Origin of the sequence: Prauserella salsuginis (assembly GCF_024648885.1) — a bacterium.
Lineage (GTDB): Bacteria > Actinomycetota > Actinomycetes > Mycobacteriales > Pseudonocardiaceae > Prauserella > Prauserella salsuginis.
On sequence record NZ_JANBBF010000009.1, the window covers coordinates 156,015 to 174,948 of the forward strand.

At 70.8% G+C, this 18,934-nt stretch carries 17 protein-coding genes; 7 read left to right on the forward strand and 10 right to left on the reverse strand.

All coding sequences use genetic code 11. The features are described 5' to 3' along the window. The first annotated feature begins 265 nt into the window (after nt 1-265). Nucleotides 266-889 carry a DUF1707 SHOCT-like domain-containing protein gene (locus LY40_RS07515; RefSeq protein ID WP_258936740.1) on the forward strand — a complete coding sequence of 208 codons (624 nt, stop codon included), beginning with the start codon at nt 266-268 and terminating at the stop codon, nt 887-889. A gap of 66 nt (nt 890-955) precedes the next feature. Here LY40_RS07515 and ptsP read toward each other — a convergent pair whose 3' ends face one another. Further along, nucleotides 956-2,584, reverse strand: a complete 1,629-nt coding sequence (gene ptsP / locus LY40_RS07520) for a phosphoenolpyruvate--protein phosphotransferase (protein ID WP_258936352.1) — start codon at nt 2,582-2,584, stop codon at nt 956-958. Between the two features lie 31 nt (nt 2,585-2,615). Then, entirely contained in the window at nt 2,616-3,563 is a 948-nt protein-coding gene (locus LY40_RS07525; RefSeq protein WP_258936353.1) for a ribokinase, read from the reverse strand. A gap of 355 nt (nt 3,564-3,918) precedes the next feature. Here LY40_RS07525 and LY40_RS07530 point away from each other — a divergent pair, with 355 nt between their 5' ends. Then, the gene (locus tag LY40_RS07530; protein WP_307876675.1) at nt 3,919-4,824 is read left to right on the forward strand and encodes a TetR/AcrR family transcriptional regulator; all 906 of its coding nucleotides are present in this window, start codon (nt 3,919-3,921) and stop codon (nt 4,822-4,824) included. Nucleotides 4,825-4,919: 95 nt separating this feature from the next. Here the strand turns inward: LY40_RS07530 and LY40_RS07535 are convergent, their stop codons facing one another. Further along, a complete protein-coding gene (locus LY40_RS07535; RefSeq protein ID WP_258936354.1) occupies nt 4,920-5,405 on the reverse strand; it encodes a hypothetical protein in 486 nt (161 codons plus the stop codon). A 21-nt stretch (nt 5,406-5,426) separates the two neighbouring features. Between LY40_RS07535 and LY40_RS07540 the strand changes: the two genes are divergently transcribed. Then, entirely contained in the window at nt 5,427-5,912 is a 486-nt protein-coding gene (locus LY40_RS07540; RefSeq protein ID WP_258936355.1) for a hypothetical protein, read from the forward strand. 231 nt (nt 5,913-6,143) lie between these two features. Here the strand turns inward: LY40_RS07540 and leuS are convergent, their stop codons facing one another. Then, the gene (gene leuS / locus LY40_RS07545) at nt 6,144-8,996 is read right to left on the reverse strand and encodes a leucine--tRNA ligase (protein WP_258936356.1); all 2,853 of its coding nucleotides are present in this window, start codon (nt 8,994-8,996) and stop codon (nt 6,144-6,146) included. A 379-nt stretch (nt 8,997-9,375) separates the two neighbouring features. On the opposite strand from leuS, the gene LY40_RS07550 reads away from it, so the two are divergent. Beyond that, on the forward strand, nt 9,376-9,804 hold the full coding sequence (locus LY40_RS07550) for an SdpI family protein (RefSeq protein WP_183785168.1): 429 nt from the start codon (nt 9,376-9,378) through the stop codon (nt 9,802-9,804). A gap of 150 nt (nt 9,805-9,954) precedes the next feature. Here LY40_RS07550 and LY40_RS07555 read toward each other — a convergent pair whose 3' ends face one another. The 4 genes from LY40_RS07555 to LY40_RS07570 form a co-directional block, all read right to left on the reverse strand. Continuing rightward, the gene (locus tag LY40_RS07555) at nt 9,955-11,193 is read right to left on the reverse strand and encodes an MFS transporter (RefSeq protein ID WP_258936357.1); all 1,239 of its coding nucleotides are present in this window, start codon (nt 11,191-11,193) and stop codon (nt 9,955-9,957) included. 148 nt (nt 11,194-11,341) lie between these two features. Beyond that, complete coding sequence (locus tag LY40_RS07560; protein WP_443687885.1) at nt 11,342-11,842, reverse strand: MarR family winged helix-turn-helix transcriptional regulator; 501 nt, start codon at nt 11,840-11,842, stop codon at nt 11,342-11,344. Between the two features lie 64 nt (nt 11,843-11,906). Beyond that, on the reverse strand, nt 11,907-12,374 hold the full coding sequence (locus LY40_RS07565; RefSeq protein WP_183781051.1) for a PNPOx family protein: 468 nt from the start codon (nt 12,372-12,374) through the stop codon (nt 11,907-11,909). 91 nt (nt 12,375-12,465) lie between these two features. After that, the gene (locus LY40_RS07570; protein ID WP_258936358.1) at nt 12,466-12,933 is read right to left on the reverse strand and encodes a DUF6194 family protein; all 468 of its coding nucleotides are present in this window, start codon (nt 12,931-12,933) and stop codon (nt 12,466-12,468) included. A gap of 26 nt (nt 12,934-12,959) precedes the next feature. Here LY40_RS07570 and LY40_RS07575 point away from each other — a divergent pair, with 26 nt between their 5' ends. Continuing rightward, a complete protein-coding gene (locus LY40_RS07575) occupies nt 12,960-13,694 on the forward strand; it encodes a MerR family transcriptional regulator (RefSeq protein ID WP_258936359.1) in 735 nt (244 codons plus the stop codon). A 185-nt stretch (nt 13,695-13,879) separates the two neighbouring features. Here LY40_RS07575 and LY40_RS07580 read toward each other — a convergent pair whose 3' ends face one another. After that, the gene (locus LY40_RS07580) at nt 13,880-14,461 is read right to left on the reverse strand and encodes a YqgE/AlgH family protein (RefSeq protein WP_183781045.1); all 582 of its coding nucleotides are present in this window, start codon (nt 14,459-14,461) and stop codon (nt 13,880-13,882) included. A gap of 326 nt (nt 14,462-14,787) precedes the next feature. Between LY40_RS07580 and LY40_RS07585 the strand changes: the two genes are divergently transcribed. Continuing rightward, the gene (locus LY40_RS07585; RefSeq protein ID WP_258936360.1) at nt 14,788-16,695 is read left to right on the forward strand and encodes a TNT domain-containing protein; all 1,908 of its coding nucleotides are present in this window, start codon (nt 14,788-14,790) and stop codon (nt 16,693-16,695) included. Nucleotides 16,696-16,791: 96 nt separating this feature from the next. Here LY40_RS07585 and LY40_RS07590 read toward each other — a convergent pair whose 3' ends face one another. Beyond that, a complete protein-coding gene (locus tag LY40_RS07590; protein ID WP_258936743.1) occupies nt 16,792-18,231 on the reverse strand; it encodes a CCA tRNA nucleotidyltransferase in 1,440 nt (479 codons plus the stop codon). 158 nt (nt 18,232-18,389) lie between these two features. Between LY40_RS07590 and LY40_RS07595 the strand changes: the two genes are divergently transcribed. Then, nucleotides 18,390-18,881 carry an NUDIX hydrolase gene (locus LY40_RS07595; protein ID WP_183781040.1) on the forward strand — a complete coding sequence of 164 codons (492 nt, stop codon included), beginning with the start codon at nt 18,390-18,392 and terminating at the stop codon, nt 18,879-18,881. Nucleotides 18,882-18,934 lie beyond the last annotated feature (53 nt).

The following is an 18,934-nucleotide window of genomic DNA, read 5'->3' on the forward strand; positions in this document are numbered from 1 at the left end:
CCCGGGCTCGGCGACATCGGCTGAGTCCGCGAGCGCCGCGGAGTCGGGGGACACCACGGGCACCACGGGATCGGCTGACACTCCGGGGTCGGGGGGCACGCCGGAGTCGGCGGGCGCCACAACGTCTGCGGGCGGCACAACGTCTGCTGGCGCCGCGGGGTCGGCGGGCACGCCGGGGTCGGGGGGCACTCCGGGATCGGCTGACACTCCGGGGTCTGCGGGCACGGCGTCCGAGTCGGCTCCCGGTGCGACCCATCGGGAGCGGCTGCGGAACCTGCGGGTGTCCGACGCCGAGCGCGAGCACGTCGTCGAACTGCTCCAGCGCGCGATCGGTCACGGCATGCTGGACCTGGACGAGTTCTCGGAGCGCACCGACACGGCGCTCGGGGCGCGCACGCGGGGTGAGCTGAACTCCGTGCTGGTCGACCTGCCCGGATTGCGGCACGAGGACGCCGTACCCGCCGCCGGAGCTGCGAGCCCGGCCTGGACCGGTGGGCAGCCCGACGACCCGTGGATCGACCGGCCGACGGGCAGGCGCGTCGAACTCAAGGGCGTCGGCAGCACGCTCGTGCGCCGCGGCCGGTGGCGGGTGCCGACGGACATGCTGGTGCGCAACAAGTACGGCGAGACGAAACTCGACTTCTCGTCGGCGGAGTTCACCAGCAAAGCCGTGCATGTCGAACTCGACACGAAGTGGGGTTCGGTCAACCTGATCGTGCCGGAGCAGGCGTCGGTCGACCTGAACGGGATCGACGAGCTGAAGTGGTCGACGCTCACCGACAAGACAGACTCGACACGGGCCGCGGGCACGCCGCGGATCGTGGTGACGGGCCGGGTCGTCGGCGGTTCGATGACGGTGCGGTACCCGCGCCGCAGCTGGCTCGCCTGACCGCGTCCGGCCGCCGACGACCGCCGCTCACCGGCGAACGTGTCGGCGGCGGCCGAACCCCTGGCCCTACTTCGTCGCCGTACGGGCCGCCTGCGCATTCGGCGCAGCCAGCGCCTGCTCGGCGGCACGTTCGCACTCGGCCAGCGTGACGCCGGCGAGAGCGGCACCGACGGCGCGCACCGACGCGGCGTTCATCGACAGGCTCGTCACGCCGAGGCCTGCCAACACTCGGGCGAGTCCCGGGTCGGCGGCCGCCTCGCCGCACACGCCCGCGGGTTTACCGGTCGCCTTCGCCGCGTCGCCGACCATGCCGATGAGCCGCAGCAGTGCGGGCTGCCACGGGTCGTTGAGCGTGGCCACCGCGCCGAGCTGCCGGTCGGCGGCGAAGGTGTACTGGGCGAGGTCGTTGGTGCCGACGGACACGAAGTCCACGGCTTCCAGCACCTCGCGGGCGCTCAGCGCCGCGGCGGGCACCTCGATCATCACGCCTGCCCGCGCGATTCCGGCCGCGCGCGCCCGCTCCGCGAACCACGCCGCCTCGTCGGCGGTGGCGACCATCGGAGCCATGACGGCGACGTCGGCACCCGAGTCGGCCGTCGCGCCCGCGATGGCCTCGAGCTGACGATCCAGCACGCCGGGCCGGTCGAACGCCACACGCACCCCGCGGACGCCGAGCGCCGGGTTCGGCTCCGCCTCCGGCGCGAGGAACGCCAACGGTTTGTCGGCGCCCGCGTCGAGCGTGCGCACGATGACCGGCTTGCCGCGGAACGGTTCGAGGACCGCGGCGTAGGCCGAACGCTGCCCGTCGACGCCCGGTTCGTCGTCGGCGTCGAGGTAGCAGAACTCGGTGCGGAACAGGCCGACACCTTCGGCGCCCGCGTCGGCGGCGGCACGCGCATCGGTGGGCGCACCCACGTTGGCCAGCACCTTCACGCGGTGACCGTCGGACGTCTCACCCGTGCCGTTCCACTCGGCGGCTCCGCCGGCGGTGGCCGTGACGACGGGCGCCGCCGGATCGGCCGCTTCGACCGTGCCCGCGTCGCCGTCGACCACGAAAGCCCCGGCGTCGAACGTCAGCGCACCCCGCACGGCCACGATCGCCGGGATGCCGATCGACCGCGCCAGGATCGCCGTGTGGCTGGTGGGACCGCCTTCCTCGGTGACGAGCGCGAGCACCTTCGCCGGGTCGAGCCCAGCCGTGTCCGCGGGGGCCAGGTCACGGGCGACGAGCACACTCGGGGTGGTCAGCTCCGGAACGCCGGGCGGTGCGATGCCGAGCACCTCGGCGATGATCCGGTCACGCACGTCGTGGACGTCGCGGACGCGTTCGGCCATGTACCCACCCGCGTTGGACAGTGCCTGCGCGAAGTGGCCCGCCGCCTCGTAGACGGCGCGGGCCGCAGGGATGCGCTGCGCGGTGACGAGCTGTTCGGCCTGACTGACCAGCGACGGGTCGGCGGCCATCGCGGCCGTGGTGGTGAGGATCGCGGCGGCGTCACCGGTCGCGGCGGAAGCCATCGTTTCGAGCCGGGCGGCGACCTTCTCCGCCGCGGGGCCGATCAGCGCGGACTCGGCGTACGGATCATCCGGTCCCGGCGTGCTCGCCGGCTCCTCGATGGTGTCGGTGACCCGTACGACCGGGCCGCTCGCGCGGCCGGGGCTGACGCCCACGCCGGACAACTTCGCCTCGGCCATGTGCCTGATCCTCCCAAACCTGATCGGAAACTCAGCTTAATTCGTCGAGCAGCGGATACGAGGGCTGGGCGCCGCGCTTGGTCACCGACACCGCGGCGACGTCGACCGCCCGGCGCGCCGCGTCGGCAACTGTCGCACCCGAGGCCAGCCACGTCACGAGCGCGCCGGTGAAGGCGTCGCCCGCTCCCGTCGTGTCCACGGCGGTGACCTGCGGCGATGACACCTCCACGTGGTCGATATCCGCCTGCTCGCCGCGGGTGGCGACGAGCGCTCCCTCCGGTCCGCGCGTGATCACGACCGCGTCCGGACCGAGGTCGAGCAGGCTGGCCGCGTCACTGTTGTGACTGTCGTGGCCGCCACTTCCGTCGCTGCCGCCACTGCCGTCGCCGTCGCCACTGCCGTCGCCGTCGGTGCCGAGTAGCCAGGCGGCCTCGTGTTCGTTCACCACGAGGACGTCGAGGTGCCGCAACGTCTCCTCGGACAGCTTCGCCGTGGGCGAGAGGTTCAGCACCGTGCGGACGCCGGCCCGTGCGGCGCAGGCGATCGCGTGCTCCACGACGTCGAGCGGAACCTCGAGCGAGGCGACGAGCACCTTCGCGCCCGCCGGGTCGGCGGCATCGGCCGGTGCGAGCGCGTGGTTGGCGCCGGGGGAGACGAGGATCGAGTTCTCGCCGTCGGGGGTCACGGTGATGTACGCGGCCCCGGTCGGCCGGTCGACCACACGCACGCGGTCGGTGCCGACTCCGGAACCGCGGAGCGAGTCGAGCAGCAGCCTGCCGTGGGCATCGTCACCGACCGCGCCGATCAGTGCGACGTCGGCGCCGAGGCGGGCGGCGGCCACGGCCGTGTTCGCCCCCTTGCCACCGGGGAGGATCTGCGTGTCACCACCGAGAACGGTCTCTCCACCTGCTGGCCGGCGATCCGTGGCGACGACGAGGTCGGCGTTCGCCGAGCCGACGACGAGAACAGCTTCGGTCACCCCTACACCCTGCCATGCCGCCGGTGGGGGCATTTGCAGATGCAGATATGCGGACGCAGATGTGAAAGTTTTTGTAACTGCGGCGGCGATCAGTGCGACAATCAGGCGAGCCGCCCAGCACAGGCGTTCCTACTTTCGAGTGAGACGGGAACGTCGGCGTCATGGTTGGAGCCTGCAAGGGCTCTCACAGGCATGCCGCGTTCGCGCGGTGTGTTGTCCGGCGGGACCGTCCGGTCCGGTCGGGCGTCGGGTCGCCGGCATCGGTCACGTAGCCCCCCGAGTGATCGGTGCCGGCGGCGCCCCGACTTCACCGATGAACTGCACGCGGTGGGCGCGGCGAACATAGACTTTGCGGATGGACAGGCCGTCGAGCCCACCTCCCCGTTCAGGCCCGGTATCTGCGTCGAACGCGGTTCCTGAGTCGAACGCGGTTCCGGCGCAGGATCCGCAGCCGTCGAACCCGGCCGGCTCGGCGGGCCCCGCGCCCCGAGCCGGTGCGGCACCGCACCGCGGCGGACGGGATCAGGCGGGCAGGCGCAGGGCTCGGGAGCGCGCCGCCACCGATCGCGACATCCGGCAGACGGCGCGGACGCTCCTCGTCGAACACGGACCCGAGGCGGTGACGCTGCGCGCGATCGCCCGCGAACTGGGCATCACCGCGCCTGCGCTGTACCGGTACTACGGATCGCGCGACGACCTGCTCGAACACCTCCGCGCCGACGTCGTAGCCGACCTGGGAGAAGCCCTGGCCGGTGAGATCGCCGGGCACGAGGCCGGCGGACCGCGGCGGTTGTTCGCGATCTGCCGCGGGTTCCGGCAGTGGGCGTTGGCGCACATCAACGAGTTCACGCTGGTGTTCGCGTCGGGTGCGACCGCGGCGACGAGCAGTACGGCCAAGTTGCAGCAACTCACCGAACCGTTCGGCAGGCTCTTCCTCCTCGCCGCGGGCGACGTGCTGCTCGCCGACGAGGCGGCACTGCCCAGCGACGACGTCGTGCCCGCCGAGCTGCGCGACGATCTGGCCGGTTACCGTGACGCGCTACTGGCTGTGCTGGCCGGGGCCGGAATCGACGTGCCGCCGCAGCGGCTCACCGTGGGCACGACGTACCTGATGATGCAGTTCTGGGCGCGGCTGTACGGCCACGTCACCCTCGAGGTGTTCGGGAACTATCCGATCCCGCTGGCGAAGCCCGATGCGCTGTTCGACGCCCTGCTGGCGGACCTGGCCAGGGAGATCGGCCTCGACACCACCGTGACCTGAGCGCCCCCAAGGTGCCCGTGCCCCCCGAGGGCACCTTGGTTGCATTGAACGCGACGAATCCTCCCCTCGCGAAGCCGCCCCAGCGGGCCGTCACGTCATGCAGCGGGGAAGTCCGGCCCACTGGACGTCGACCCCCGCGATGCTGACGCGCTGTCGAGTCCGACGATCCGCACCCGTGGGCGACCGAGTTCGGAAGCGGCACGGTAGGCGGCTTCGAGCTCACTGCGCACGGTGCTCGGGTTGCCTCGCAGTTCCGAAGGCAGCGTCTGCACGACCGGAACGCTCACCTGGCCGTACCGGGAGTTGCGTTTCACGGTCCGGTCGTACGCGTCCCGTGAGTAGTGGAACTCGGCCGAGTCGATTTCCCACGCCAGTCCGACGTCGTCCCACCAGGCGTCAGGAGTGGCGATATACCGCCCATCAGGGGAGAACAGCTTGACGTTCCAGTGGGTCGGCGGACGAGACATCGCTGCAGTGAGCCGCTTCGCATCCAGTTCCGCGACGGATCGCAGGTGTGTGATCTCGCTGAGGATCCGTCGGGGAATCGCCGTGCCGCGTTGCCCACCGATGTCGAGCTCCACCCGAAGGTCGTCGGGCGTGCAATGTCCGCGCTGCATCGCTTCGAACAGCAGATTCGCGACCGGTTCATCAGCCCGAAGCCGGCGTGCGGCGTCCAGCGCCGCCCGCCGGACCGTAGCCACAGGAACATCGTCGATGTACGTACTTCTCGGCATGCGTCGGGTCCGCTCGACCAGTACGAAACCAGAACTTTCGACACGATGCGTGTGCGGGATCAGGATGTGGATCTTCTCGGGATCGCGTGCCGTTGTGCCGAACTTGTTCAGGCGCAAACCCTGCCGTCGACATGCGTGAACACCCGTGATCAGCGCGCCCGGACCGCCGTACAGCAACGCGGCTGTCAACTGTTGGTCGAGGGTCGGTGGGGAGTTCTCGAGCAGAATGATGCCAGGCAGGAGACGCTGCCACGGCCCACCGGGAAGGCAGCGGCGATAAACCGTGCTCTTGTCGACGGTCAGTTCCTGCAGCGTTGCCGCGCGCGTCACGCCCAGTCTGCTGTGCAGCCTTAACGTCTCGGGGTTGTCAGCCCATCGCCCTCGTCTCATCCGTCCGATCGTGCGGACCGCCGGGGGACGACGGAACCACTGATCGTCATCCCTGTGGACAACCGGCGCGATGTGGACAACTCGCGTCCACGGTTCGACACGACCGGCCCGTCGGCGATTCGGACCGCCGCCCCCAGGGGCACTTTGGTTGCATTGAGTGCAACCAAAGTGCCCCTGGGGGCTTTCCGCACTTCCTCAGACGACGACGTTGACCAGCTTGCGCGGTACGACGATGACCTTCTTCGGCTCGCCGCCGTCCAGCGCCGCCGCGATCTTCTCGTCGGCCAGCGCCGCCGCCTGCACGTCGTCGGAGCTCGCGTCGGCCGCGACCGTGATCCGCGAACGCACCTTGCCGTTGACCTGGATCGGGTATTCGACCGTGTCGTCGACCAGGTACTTCTCGTCCGCCACCGGGAACGGGCCGTGCACCAGCGTGTCCGGGTGGCCCAACCGGTGCCACAGCTCCTCGGCCATGTGCGGGCACAACGGCGCCAGCATCAGCACCATCGGCTCGGCCAGCGCGCGCGGCGTGGCCCCTGCGGAACCGTACGTCTTCGTGACGTGGTTGTTCAGCTCGATCAGCTTCGCGCCCGCCGTGTTGAACCGCAGCTCGGCGTAGTCCTCGCGCACGTTCGCGATGGTCTTGTTCAGCAGCTTCAGATCCGTCTCCGACAGCTCGTCGTCGGAAACGCGCAGGTCACCGGTGTTCTCGTCGACCACAAGGCGCCACAGTCGCTGCAGGAAGCGGTGCGCGCCGACGACGTCCTTCGTCGCCCACGGCTTCGAATCGGCCAGCGGCCCCATGGACATCTCGTAGAAGCGGAACGTGTCGGCCCCGAAGGTGTCGGCCATCTCGTCGGGAGCGACCGAGTTCTTCAGGCTCTTGCCCATCTTCCCGTATTCCTGGGTGACCTCTTCGCCGTTGTGGAAGAACTTCCCGTCGGACTCGGTCACCTCCTCGGCGGGTACGTACACGCCACGGGAGTCGGTGTAGGCGTAGGCCTGGATGTAGCCCTGGTTGAACAGCTTCCGGTACGGCTCGGACGACGAGAGGAAGCCCAGGTCGTGCAGCACCTTGTGCCAGAACCGCGAGTACAGCAGGTGCAGCACCGCGTGCTCGACACCGCCGACGTACAGGTCCAGCCCGCCCGGGTCGTTCACGCCGTGCTCGGCGGCGCGCGGACCCATCCAGTACCGCTCGTTCTCCGGGTCGACGAACTGCTCCTCGTTCGTCGGGTCGACGTAGCGCAACTGGTACCAGCACGAACCGGCCCATTGCGGCATCACGTTGGTGTCGCGGCGGTACTTCTTCGGCCCGTCGCCCAGGTCCAGCGTGACCTCGACCCAGTCGGTGGCCTTCGCCAGCGGCGGCTCGGGCTCCGAGTCGGCGTCGTCCGGGTCGAACGTCTTCGGCGAGTACTCGTCGACGTCCGGCAGCACGACCGGCAACTGGTCCTCGGGCAGCGGGATCGGCGTGCCGTGCTCGTCGTAGACGATGGGGAACGGCTCGCCCCAGTACCGCTGCCGCGCGAACAGCCAGTCGCGCAGCTTGTACGCCGCGGTGCCCTCGCCGTGGCCCTTCTCCTCCAGCCAGCCGATGATGGTCTTCTTGGCGTCGTCGACGCCGAGGCCGTTCAGGCTGATGTCCTCGTTGGTGGAGTTGATGGCGGTGCCGTCACCGGTGTAGGCCTCGTCGGCCGGGTGCCCCTCCGGCGCCTCGACGGTGCGCAGGATCGGCAGCTCGAACTTGGTCGCGAACTCGAAGTCGCGCTCGTCGTGCGCCGGCACCGCCATGACGGCGCCCGTGCCGTACCCCATCAGCACGTAGTCGGCGATGAACACCGGGATGGACTCGCCGTTGGCCGGGTTCGTCGCGTACGAGCCGGTGAACACGCCGGTCTTGTCCCTGGTCTCCTGGCGGTCCAGGTCGGACTTGCGCGCGGTCTCCTTGCGGTACGCCTCGACGGCCTCGGCCGGTGTCGCCGCGCCGCCCGTCCAAGCCTCCTTCGCGCCCTCGGGCCAGGCGTCGGCGGTCAGCTTGTCGACCAGCGGGTGTTCGGGCGCCAGCACCATGTACGTCGACCCGAACAGCGTGTCCGGGCGCGTGGTGAACACCTCGATGGTGTCGTCGCCCACCGGGAATCGGACGTTCGCACCGCGCGAGCGGCCGATCCAGTTGCGCTGCATGGACTTGACCTTCTCGGGCCAGTCCAGCAGATCCAGGTCGTCGACCAGGCGGTCGGCGTACGCGGTGATCCGCATCATCCACTGCCGCAGCGGCTTGCGGAACACGGGGAAGTTGCCGCGCTCGGTCAGCCCCTCGGCGGTGACCTCCTCGTTCGCGACGACCGTGCCCAGGCCGGGCGCCCAGTTGACGGGCGCCTCGGAGATGTACACCAGCCGGTACTCGTCGATGACCTTCCGCTGCTCGGCGGCCGACAGCTCCGACCAGGCGCGGCCGTCCGGCGTCTCGCGCTCACCGGCCGCGAACTGCTTCTCCAGCTCCGCTACCGGCCGCGCCTTGTTCTCGCGGTCGTCGTAGTACGAGTTGAAGATCTGCAGGAAGATCCACTGCGTCCACTTGTAGAACTCGATGTCCGTGGTCGCGATGCGGCGGCGCTCGTCGTGGCCGAAGCCCAGGCGGCGAATCTGGTCCAGGTACCGCTCGATGTTGCGCTCGGTCGTGGTGCGCGGGTGCGTACCGGTCTGCACCGCGTACTGCTCCGCGGGCAGGCCGAACGAGTCGAAACCCATCGTGTGCAGCACGTTCCGGCCGATCATGCGGTTGTACCGCGCGAACACGTCGGTGCTGATGAAGCCCAGCGGGTGGCCGACGTGCAAGCCCGAACCCGACGGATACGGGAACATGTCCTGCACGAACAGCTTGTCGGACGGCATCGGCGCGGACTCGTCCGAGAGCGGGCCGGCCGGATTGGGGGCGTGGTAGGTGCCGTGATCGGACCAGTAGTCCTGCCAGCGCCGCTCGATCTGCCCCGCCAACGCCGCGTTGTACCGCTGCGCCGGGGTCGTATCGCTGCCGTCTGTCATCTCTCGCCGGAACCCTTCCGCACTCGTGGCCTGCCCGCCTGTGGCATCTGGTCTAACGCCCTGAAAAGCAATCGACCCCCCAGCCTGGAGGCATGAGGGGTTCGCCGCGCCGACCGCTGGTCGCGGGTCAGCGCGGCCGGCTAAGGAGCAGGCTCGCCGAATTCACGGTGCCATGGTAACTCCCGATGTCACCCGGTTTACGTAGGCGTACTGGTCCGGGGCCGCAACCGGCGGTGCGATCACACCGGGTGCCGCCGCCGTGACCCCGCGCACCGAGCATCACCGCGGCCGTTTCCGCACGGCATGACGCTGCGCACAGCCGGTTCGGGTGTCGACATGACGATCCGGTCCGCTGCGTATTCTCGGGGTCGTGATCGTCGTGATCGTCGCCTCGTTGATTCCCGCAGTCCTCGGCGTCCTCGTCGGCTGGGGCGGTGTCCTCGGCCTGCGCGAGAAGCTGCCTCGTGACCGCGGGGCAGGCGTGCGCACGCGGGCGACACTGCGCAGTGACGAGGCGTTCCGGGTTGCGAACCGCGTTGCGGGGCTGCCGACCATCGCGGCGGGCGCCGTCGGCGTGCTGGCAGGCGTGGCCGGTTTCGTGATGCCGAGCATCTGGGGAACGGTGATCGCCGCGGCGATCGGCCTCGTCGGCATGTTCGCGCTGGTCGCGGGCGGTGGAGCGCTCGGGAACCGGGCGGCGCAGGCCGTGCCCGAACCGGCGCCCGAACCCGCGGGCTGCGGCGGCTGCGCGTGCGGCGGAGGCGGCTGCGGCGCTCTTGCAGCCGCGCAAGCCGACGAGGCGCAGTAGCCGGGTTTCGATGCCCCAAGGGCACCTTTGGGGCGCCCACACGTTCGTGTCGAACGTGCCCAGTAGTCGCATGCCCATTGGGCCGTTGCGTCCGCCTCGGATGGGCCGAGGCGGGAGGGCGTGCCCTGGGAAGCTTTGAGCACTGCGACGTCACGGCCGTTCGAAGGTTCGCAGCGGGCGGTCGGTGAGCGTCAGCACGCACAGGCCCACCACGCAGAGCAGGCCGCCCGACACCGCCGCGAACGGCGCCGACGTCATCCCGGCGACACTGCCCGCGCGGAAGTTGCCCACATCCGGGCCCGCCGCGCCGAGGACGAATTCCACGCTGCTCACCCGTCCGCGATACGAATCCGGCGTCGCCAGCTGCGTCGTCGCGCCGCGCGACACCACCGCCATCACGTCGCATGCGCCCGCGACCGCCAAGCAGCCGAGCGCGACCCACAGCGGCTCCGCCAGCCCGAACCCCGCCAGCCCGAACCCCGTCAGGGCGACGCCCCATCCCAGCGACCCTGCGAGCTGCACCGCCCCGAGTCGCCGGGCCCGGGCGAACACGCCCGATGCCAGGCCCGCCAGCAGCCCGCCCACGGCGATCGCCGACAGGAACCAGCCGATCAGTCGCGGATCGCCGTCGAACCGCTGCGCGGCGATCGCCGGGAACAGCGCCACCGGCATGGCGACCACAGTCGCCAGCACGTCCGTCAGGAACGACCCGCCGAGCACCGGGTTGACCACCACGAACCGCAGCCCCGCCGCGATGGAACGCAGCCCGGGACGGTCCCCGCCCTCGGGCCGTATCGAGGGCAACCCGCCCAGGCCGCAGGCGGCCACCAGCAGGAACGACGCGTCGAGCGCGTACGCACCGGCCGGGTCCCACGCCGCCGTGACCACTCCGCCGAGTGCGGGCCCCACCAGCAGCGCCACCTGGAAGCTCAGGCTCGACAACGCCAGCCCGGCGCCGAGCTGCCCGGACGGCAGGAGGTTCACCGCCAGCGTCCGCCGCGCGGGCGCCCCGAGACCGGCCAGCGCTCCCTGCACCCCGACCAGAACCAGCAGCAGCACGAACGACCGCAGCTCCGCAAACGCTTGCGCCGCGAGCGACGCCGCCGCGACCGTCTGGCCGACCGTGGTCCACAGCACGAGCCGCCGCCGATCGACGGCGTCGGCCAGTGTGCCACCGACCAGTCCACACACCACCATGCCGACCGCCTGCGCCAACCCGACGGCGCCGACCGCGAACGAACTGCCCGTCAGCGCCCACGCCTGCGCGAGCACCGCCACCACAGCGACCTGCTGCCCGAACATCGACGCCGAGGTGCTGATCCACAGCCTGCGGAAGTCCGCGCTGGTTCGGAGCGGCCGCACGTCGACGAGCGCGCGACGCAGGCTCACGACCCGATCCCGCAGGGAAGTTCCGCGCAGCCGGGTTCAGGGCTGCCGGGTTCAGGGCGGAGGTGTTCGGATCCGGGGTGTTCGGCGGGGTGATGCGCGGCGCGGTGGCGTTCGGGGTCGTGCCGAGGGGCGCGTGGCCCCGGCACGCTCACGGCGAGTCCGGAAGCCGGGCCGCGATGCGATCGCGGAACGACCTCCGTTCGAGCGCGGCGGCCATGTCCTCGACGACGCGACCGAAGGAGTACGGCAGTTCGGCGTCGAGCTCGGCGACGGCCTCCTCGGTGGCGCGCCACTCGGCTTCGAGGAACGGCAGCAGCTCGCGGCCTGCGTCGGTGAGTTCGACGACGCGGGTGCGCGCGTCGTCGCCGGGACGCGTGACGACCAGGCCGTCGCCGCGGAGGGAGGCGACCGTCTGGCTCATCGCCGAATGCGTGACCTCGGTGGCTTCGGCGAGCTTGCGAATGGTCATCGGTCCGCGCCTGCCGAGGCGGATCAGCGGCATCGTGTGTCTCGGCCGGACGTCCACGCCGCGTTCGGCGTACAGCCGCGCGATCTCGGCGTCCATCGCGTCCTGCAGCCTTCGCAAGGGTCGCCAGAAGCCGACGTCGGTCGGATCGCCTTGACCAGGGGTTTCGTCACTCACTCGGATACTGTAACAGGGCTTATATAAGCACTGTTACATTGGCACGGCCCAACTGGCCGTCCGCAGCCGGCTACCCGGCCGTGCGAACCCGCAGGAACTCCTCCATCGAAAAGACCTTCGCCCCGATCCGGGCGGATGGCGGCAGCAGATCGGCCACGTCGCCGTAGGGCATCACCGCCGGATCGACCACCCGGTGGCTCGCACCGTCGTGAACGATCGTGGCCTCGCCGGCGGCGAGAATGTTGCGAGCCCAGTCGACCCGCGAGGTGTACGGCAACGCGATCAGGAAGCCGCCGCTGATCGGCACCGGGGTCACCGGCGTCGCGTACTCGCGGCCGCTCGTGCGTCCCCGGTGGTGCACCACGCCGTTGCCCCGCCCGGCGGTGCCGGCGGTCGGCAGTACGGCCGGCGTCATGACGTGCTTGCTGAACTGACGGACCCGGTCCTGGACGGCGGGCGACTTCCGACGCATCGCGACGACGAACGCGCCCAGCGCGGCGGCCACGGCGACGAGCACGGAGATCAGCAGGCGGCGCATCCCCCAACCGTACGGTGAGGCCACTACCGCTGCACGACGCTCGACAACCCCGAACCGGGCCTGCGCGGGATCCGAATCGCGGCACACAGGATTACGTCGGCCCAGCCCGGTTCGCCCGCGCCATGACCCGGCGATGGGCCTCGCGCACCAGGTCGGCGACGAGCCCGTGCGTCCGTTCCCCCGGGTTGACGACGGCCACCAGGCCGGCGCGCGCATACACCGGATGCGGCAGCACCGTGTCGGTCGCCGCGAGGTCGACGTCCGCGAAGTCCACAGCGGCCGCAGGCCGCCCGACGAGCTGGGCGAAGCGCTCACGGGTGACCTGCACATTGATCCGCCACCGGCCGTCGGCGTCGAGCCGGGACTCCTCGTCGCCGGGATAGTTCTTCGTGACGATCGTGGCGTAGGGCTGTATCCGCTGCGGAACCTGCCCGTCCGGCGAGTAGTAGAAGAAGTGATCGCCCCACGCGAGCTCCGGATACGCACTGCCCGGCTCCGGCGAGAGCACCAGCGAACCGGAAAGGGACCGGGCCACTCCGAGAATGTCGTCGATGGTCATGGCTCAAGTCTGTTATTGAAGTGCTTATGGAGGGTTCGACGACCGGTGACCGCTCGCTGACCACGGCTTCCCTAGCCTCGGCGTCCGGGTACAGCCCACAGCAGGTGCGCGACCTCGAACGTCTCGGCGTCATCCCGCCCGCCACGAGGGCCCCGAACAACTACCGGCGATTCACCCCACGACACGTCGTCGCGCTACGTGCTTACCGAGGGCTGGCCGCCGCGATCGGCCCCGTCGTCGCACGCCGCACCCTGCGAGAGGTCCGCACCCTGCCGCTCGACCAGGCGGCCGCCGTCGTCAGCGCACTCCACGTCGACCTGACCCGCCTGCGCACGCAGGCGCTCGACGCAGTGGCGGCGCTCCGGACGATCCGCTCCGAGACCGACTCGTACACGGCGGAGACGTCGGCCGACGCCATGTCCATCGGCGAGCTGGCGGAGGCACTCGGGGTGCGCACCTCGACGTTGCGGTTCTGGGAACGCGAAGGGCTGGTGCTGCCGGAGCGGGTCACGTCGTACGGGGCGCGGCGATACCCGCAGGGCGCCATTCGCGAGGCGCGCATCACGGCCGCGTTGCGCGCGGCTGGCTACGGCATCCCCGCGGTGCGCGGCACCCTCGAGACCGTCCGCGAGCTCGGCGACGTCGACGCGCCCGTCGAGGCACTCCAGGGCAGATTGACCGACCTCGCCCACCGCATGGTCGCCCTGGTCGCGGCGGGCGCCGACATCGCGGCGCTGCTCGGCGACGCGGAACGGGGATGACATGCCGACGGGCCGGCCGGAGCCGTCGCGGACGCAGAACACGCGGGAGGACGCAGCCGCGCCCAGCGGATCGTCGAGGGGTGGTGGTCGGGCGACGGGCCGGAGCAGAACACGCGGGTCTGGGCGCAGAACACACGGTGCTGAATGCAGGACACGCGGTGCTGGGCGCAGGACACGCGCGTCGGTCAGTTGAGTTGCAGGTCGCCCGGGTGAGTGGCGAGCAGTGCGGTCGGCAGGCCCTGCCTGCGCAGGACGTGTGCCCACAGGTCGCGGTGGGGCGTGGCCAGCACGTCTCCCGGCAGGGCGGGCACGATCAGCCAATCGCCGCGGTTGATCTCCGCGGCGAGCTGTCCCGCGTCCCAGCCCGCGTACCCGGCGAACACGCGCATGCCGCGAACCTTGGCGACGAGCTCGTCGGGGTCGGCGTCGAGGTCGACCAGCGCCACGGGACCGCGAACCGCGATCAGGCCTTCCAGTTCGGAGGCGTCCTCGCCGGTGCGCAACGCGGCCAGGCACAACGCAGTCTTCTTCTCCACCGGGCCACCGACGAACACCGATTCCGGCTCGACGACGTGCGAACCCCAGCCCGGCAGAACCTCACCCACCGGCACTTCGCTCGGCCGGTTGAGCACCACCCCGAGCGTTCCCTCGTCACGATGATCGATGACGAATACGACCGTCCGCCGGAAGTTCTCGTCGAACATCGTGGGGGCGGCGACCAGCAGTGTTCCCGGTTCCACCTCGGAGTCCGCTTGCACGCCGGACATGATCCCACCCACGTGGGTGGGCGAAGGGAACGGAGGGGCTGTTTGCGGTATCGCCAACGTCCCTCTGGACCTGACGTGAAACTTGCTGTAAGTGAGCGGATCCCGGCTCGCCGTGATCGGTAACCCGTTAAGGTGAGGCGGGCCGCGCGACGGCCGTCCGGGGCCACGCTGGGGGCGAGTCCCGGGCCGGGTCACGACCCGCTGGAGCGCGGCCGGGCGTCGGAGGGGGCACGCTCCGCGGCCGAGCGGGCGAGTCCGGCGAGGGTGGATACAGTGAAGCCCGCGTGAACCGCGGGTGGGGACCGAAGCGAGGGGGAGAGGAACGCGTGCGACACCGAGTCGAAGTGGCAGAGCGGCCGGACGCGTTGTACGCGCTGTGGAACGGGCAGATGTTCCGCGCGCAACGTTCGACGACCGATTCCAGTGTGCTGCTGACACCGTTGCCCGGCGAGGACGCGCCCGAGGAGTTCGACACCGAGGCCCACGGCACGCGCGGCAAGGTCGTCCCCGCGGAGGAGGCGCCCGCGACGTTCGCCCTCCACACCTACTGTCTCCACGACGACGAGCCGTACCTCGTCGAACCCGCGTCCGACGACGGTGAGCTGATCCTCCGCTGGACCGGCACCGACGAACAGCGTGCCCGCGATCTCGGCCTCGTCGACCTCACCACCAGGGTGAAGGACCCCGACACGATCACCGCGCTGTGGCAGGAGCGGCACGACTTCGCCGCCGCCCACACCCCGCGGAGCGAACCGGGCACGGGTGACGTGCAGGCGCTGCTCAAGGCCATCGGGAGGACGCTGCTGGGGTTCCTGCCGTCCGGCTGGCAGCGGGTGGCGGCACAGTTCCGGCAGGTGGGCGACTACTCGGAGCTCGAGGTCAAGGCCGACGCGGGAGAGGACACCGCGGTGTCGCTGTCGGCTCCGCCGCAGCTCGGCCAGCTGATGTCGCAGCTGCGGTCGGCGATGTACACACCGGAGGACGGCACCTGGTTCCAGGGCACGTACGCACTCGACCCGCAGCGCAACTTCGATTTCGACTTCGACACGGTGGCCGAGCCGCAGTGGCAGCTACCGCCCGCGGGCAGACGTACCGCACGCACCTACGACGCCGAACTGGAGTACTTCCCGCGCAAAGAGCCGCCGCCGTGGCTCGCCGGCAAGGCGGGCAAGCCGCTCGACGTCGAGTTCCGGCACGCGCGGGTGCTCGACAGCGGCGGCGAGGGCGAGCAGCCGGTCGTCAACCGGCCGCCGCTGCCGCAGGAGGAGATCCCGCGCGTGCTCGGGTACCTGTTCCGCGCGCCGGTGGTGCTGGCCAGGCAGGGCGGGCTACGGGACGTGTTCGCCCCGCAGGGCGCGCCGCACGACGTGCCGGATGCGTTCCACACGGACGGCACCTGGATCTGGCCGGCCGCTGTGCCGCACTACCTGCGCAAATACGGTGTGCCGCCGGAGTCGGACCTGCTCGACGCGATCAGGGCGCAGCAGTACAACGTGCCGTACGCGAACCGGTCGGTGCGCGTGACGGCCGAGGCCGACCTGCTGGGCAAACCCCGGCCACCGCGTGCACCCGAGGACGTCGCCGAACCGAGCACCCTCACCAAGGTCCAGCGCGGCGTGGAACCGCGGCGGCTGCGCGCGTCGGAGGTGCTGTCGGCGCTGCGGATGCGGCTCGCCGAGTACGGCATCGGTGAATCGGCGTACCGGATCGGGGAGACCGCCGACGACGTGTGGTGTCTGCACCGCACGGCCGACGGCTGGGAGGTCGCGCGCTACGCCGACGGTGCCCCGACCGAACCGCGCTACTTCCCGCGGGTGCACGACGCCGCGGAGGCACTGCTCGGATCGTTGTTGCTGCTGCCGGGGCGCATGGGCGGCGGCACGTCGGCCGAACAGGAGCACCCGACCGATTGGCCGATCCAGCCGCTGCGCGGGGAACCGCCGTTGCCGTTCTTCCGCAACAAGCGCATGGTCACGTTGCCCGCGGGGATGCGGCTACGGCGGTTCGGAGGCGAGCAGGGCAACCTGCTGCACCCGGACCGGACGCCGTTCCCGGAGACGTCGCTGCCGACCGAACGCGAAGGTGACCTGCGGACGTTCGTCGTCAAGCGGCCGGTGCACGTGCTGACGGGCGTGACGGCCCCGTGGGGGCCGCTGCCCGGCGGAGCGGTCGGGTACCTGTTGCCGCGTCCCATCGGCGCCCACGTCGAGTCCGGCGCGCTGGAGCGCGTGTAGCCGTCACGAACGGCCCACACCCACACCCTCCCGGCGATGCCCCGAAGGGCACCCGCCGGGCGGGTGAAGGGTTGCCGACCGGGAATCGGCCTCCCGCTAGTCGGCGGGGTCGATGCCCTGCTCGGTGGCCCAGCGGCGGAGTTCGGCGACGGCCTCGTCGTGGTCGAGCGGGCCGCGATCGAGGCGCACTTCCTTGAGGTGCTTCCACGCCTTGCCGACGATCGGTCCGGGTTCCACGCCGAGGACGCGGATGATCTCGTTGCCGTCGAGGTCGGGGCGCACCCGTTTGAGGTCCTCCTCCTCGGCGATCCGCGCGATCCGGGCCTCGAGGTCGTCGTACGTGCGCTGCAGCGCGGCGGCCTTCCGACGGTTGCGGGTCGTGCAGTCGGCGCGCACGAGCTTGTGCAGGCGCGTCAGCAGGTGGCCCGCGTCGTTGACGTAGCGCCGCACGGCCGCGTCGGTCCACTCGCCCTTGCCGTAGCCGTGGAACCGCAGGTGCAGGTACACGAGCTGCGACACGTCCTGCACGATCTCCTTGGAGTACCGCAATGCGCGCAAACGCTTGCGCGCCATCTTGGCACCCACGACCTCGTGGTGGTGGAAGCTCACCCCGCCACCGGACTCGAACCTGCGCGTGTCCGGCTTGCCGATGTCGTGCAGCAGCGCGGCCATCCGCAGCACCAGGTCCGGCTCCGACGCCGGTTCGTGGGAGGTCTCCAGGTCGACCGCCTGCTCCAGCACCGTCAGCGAGTGCTGGTAGACGTCCTTGTGCTGGTGGTGCTCGTCCATCGCCAGGCGCATGCCGGGCACCTCGGGCAGCACGACGTCGGCCAGCCCCGTCTCGACCATCAGCTCGAGCCCGCGCCGCGGCGCCTTCCCGAGCAGCAGCTTCGACAGCTCCGCCTGCACCCGCTCGGCCGTGATGCGCTCGAGCTCACCGGCCATGTCCCGCATCGCCGCGACCACCCGGTCGGCAGGCGTGAAGTCCAACTGCGCCACGAACCGTGCCGCGCGCAGCATCCGCAACGGGTCGTCGGCGAACGACTCCTCGGGCGTCGCGGGCGTGTCGAGCAGGCCGGACGCCAGCGCCGTCATGCCGCCGTGCGGGTCGACGAACGTCTTCGTCGACAGTTCGATCGCCATCGCGTTCGCCGTGAAGTCGCGGCGCACCAGGTCACCCTCGATCGTGTCGCCGAACGACACCTCGGGGTTGCGGCTCACGCGGTCGTAGACGTCGGCGCGGAACGTGGTGATCTCCAGCTGTACGCCACCCCTGGCCGCTCCGACGGTGCCGAACTCGATGCCGGTGTCCCACACGGCGTCGGCCCAGCCGGACACGAGCCGCTGGATCGCCTCCGGCCGCGCGTCGGTGGTGAAGTCGAGGTCCGACGACAGTCGGCCCAGCAGTGCGTCCCGGACGCTCCCCCCGACCAGGTACAGCCGGTGGCCCGCGTCGGCGAACCGCGCAGCCAGCTCGTCGGCGACGGGGGACACGCGCAGCAACTCCGCGACGGCGTTGCGCTGGGCGTCCTTCATCGCTCGCAGCTGGGATTCGGTGGTGTTCACGGCGGCCTGGTTCACGCCTTCGCGACCTCCGCGACGTCTGCGGCACCCGCGGGCCGGCGGGTGTTTCGGTTCAACACGGACACAGCAAGCCAGCCTACCGGCGGCGCGATGTGATCTAGCATCGCAGCATGCCTGGATCGGCCGGTCGCTCCGGTGATGCCACACCACGGCGCCGGCCGCGGCGCCGTCGAGGGCGGCGCATGACGACTGTCGACGAGACCTCCGCCGGTGGTCTCGTGGTCGATCCTGCACGCACGCACGCCGCGCTCATCGGCAGGCTGAACCGGCACGGCCGCCTACTGTGGTCCCTGCCGAAAGGCCATATCGAGGACGGTGAGACCGTCGAGGACACGGCCGTACGCGAGGTTCGGGAGGAGACCGGCATCGTCGCACGGGTGATCCGCCCACTGGGTTCGATCGACTACTGGTTCGTGGCCGAGCGCAGGCGGATTCACAAGACGGTGCATCATTTCCTCCTCGAGGCACACGGCGGCGAGCTGTCCGACGACGACGTGGAGGTCACCGAAGTGGCCTGGGTCCCGCTCGACGAACTGGATTCACGGCTCGCCTACACCGATGAGCGCAAGCTCGTGCGCAAGGCGCGAGAGTTGTTCGGGTAGCGGACACGCACGCCGGCAAGCACGCGGGCAGGCACGGACAGGCACGGAGGCGG

Excerpts from the sequence above, each read along its gene's own strand:
- LY40_RS07570 (WP_258936358.1), bottom strand. The coding sequence starts at position 12,933 with ATGACCATCGACGACATTCTCGGAGTGGCCCGGTCCCTTTCCGGTTCG.
- LY40_RS07575 (WP_258936359.1), top strand. The coding sequence starts at position 12,960 with ATGGAGGGTTCGACGACCGGTGACCGCTCGCTGACCACGGCTTCCCTA.
- LY40_RS07590 (WP_258936743.1), bottom strand. The coding sequence starts at position 18,231 with ATGAAGGACGCCCAGCGCAACGCCGTCGCGGAGTTGCTGCGCGTGTCC.
- LY40_RS07565 (WP_183781051.1), bottom strand. The coding sequence starts at position 12,374 with ATGCGCCGCCTGCTGATCTCCGTGCTCGTCGCCGTGGCCGCCGCGCTG.
- LY40_RS07595 (WP_183781040.1), top strand. The coding sequence starts at position 18,390 with ATGCCTGGATCGGCCGGTCGCTCCGGTGATGCCACACCACGGCGCCGG.
- LY40_RS07540 (WP_258936355.1), top strand. The coding sequence starts at position 5,427 with ATGTCCGCGCTGCATCGCTTCGAACAGCAGATTCGCGACCGGTTCATC.
- leuS (WP_258936356.1), bottom strand. The coding sequence starts at position 8,996 with ATGACAGACGGCAGCGATACGACCCCGGCGCAGCGGTACAACGCGGCG.
- ptsP (WP_258936352.1), bottom strand. The coding sequence starts at position 2,584 with ATGGCCGAGGCGAAGTTGTCCGGCGTGGGCGTCAGCCCCGGCCGCGCG.
- LY40_RS07530 (WP_307876675.1), top strand. The coding sequence starts at position 3,919 with ATGGACAGGCCGTCGAGCCCACCTCCCCGTTCAGGCCCGGTATCTGCG.
- LY40_RS07580 (WP_183781045.1), bottom strand. The coding sequence starts at position 14,461 with ATGTCCGGCGTGCAAGCGGACTCCGAGGTGGAACCGGGAACACTGCTG.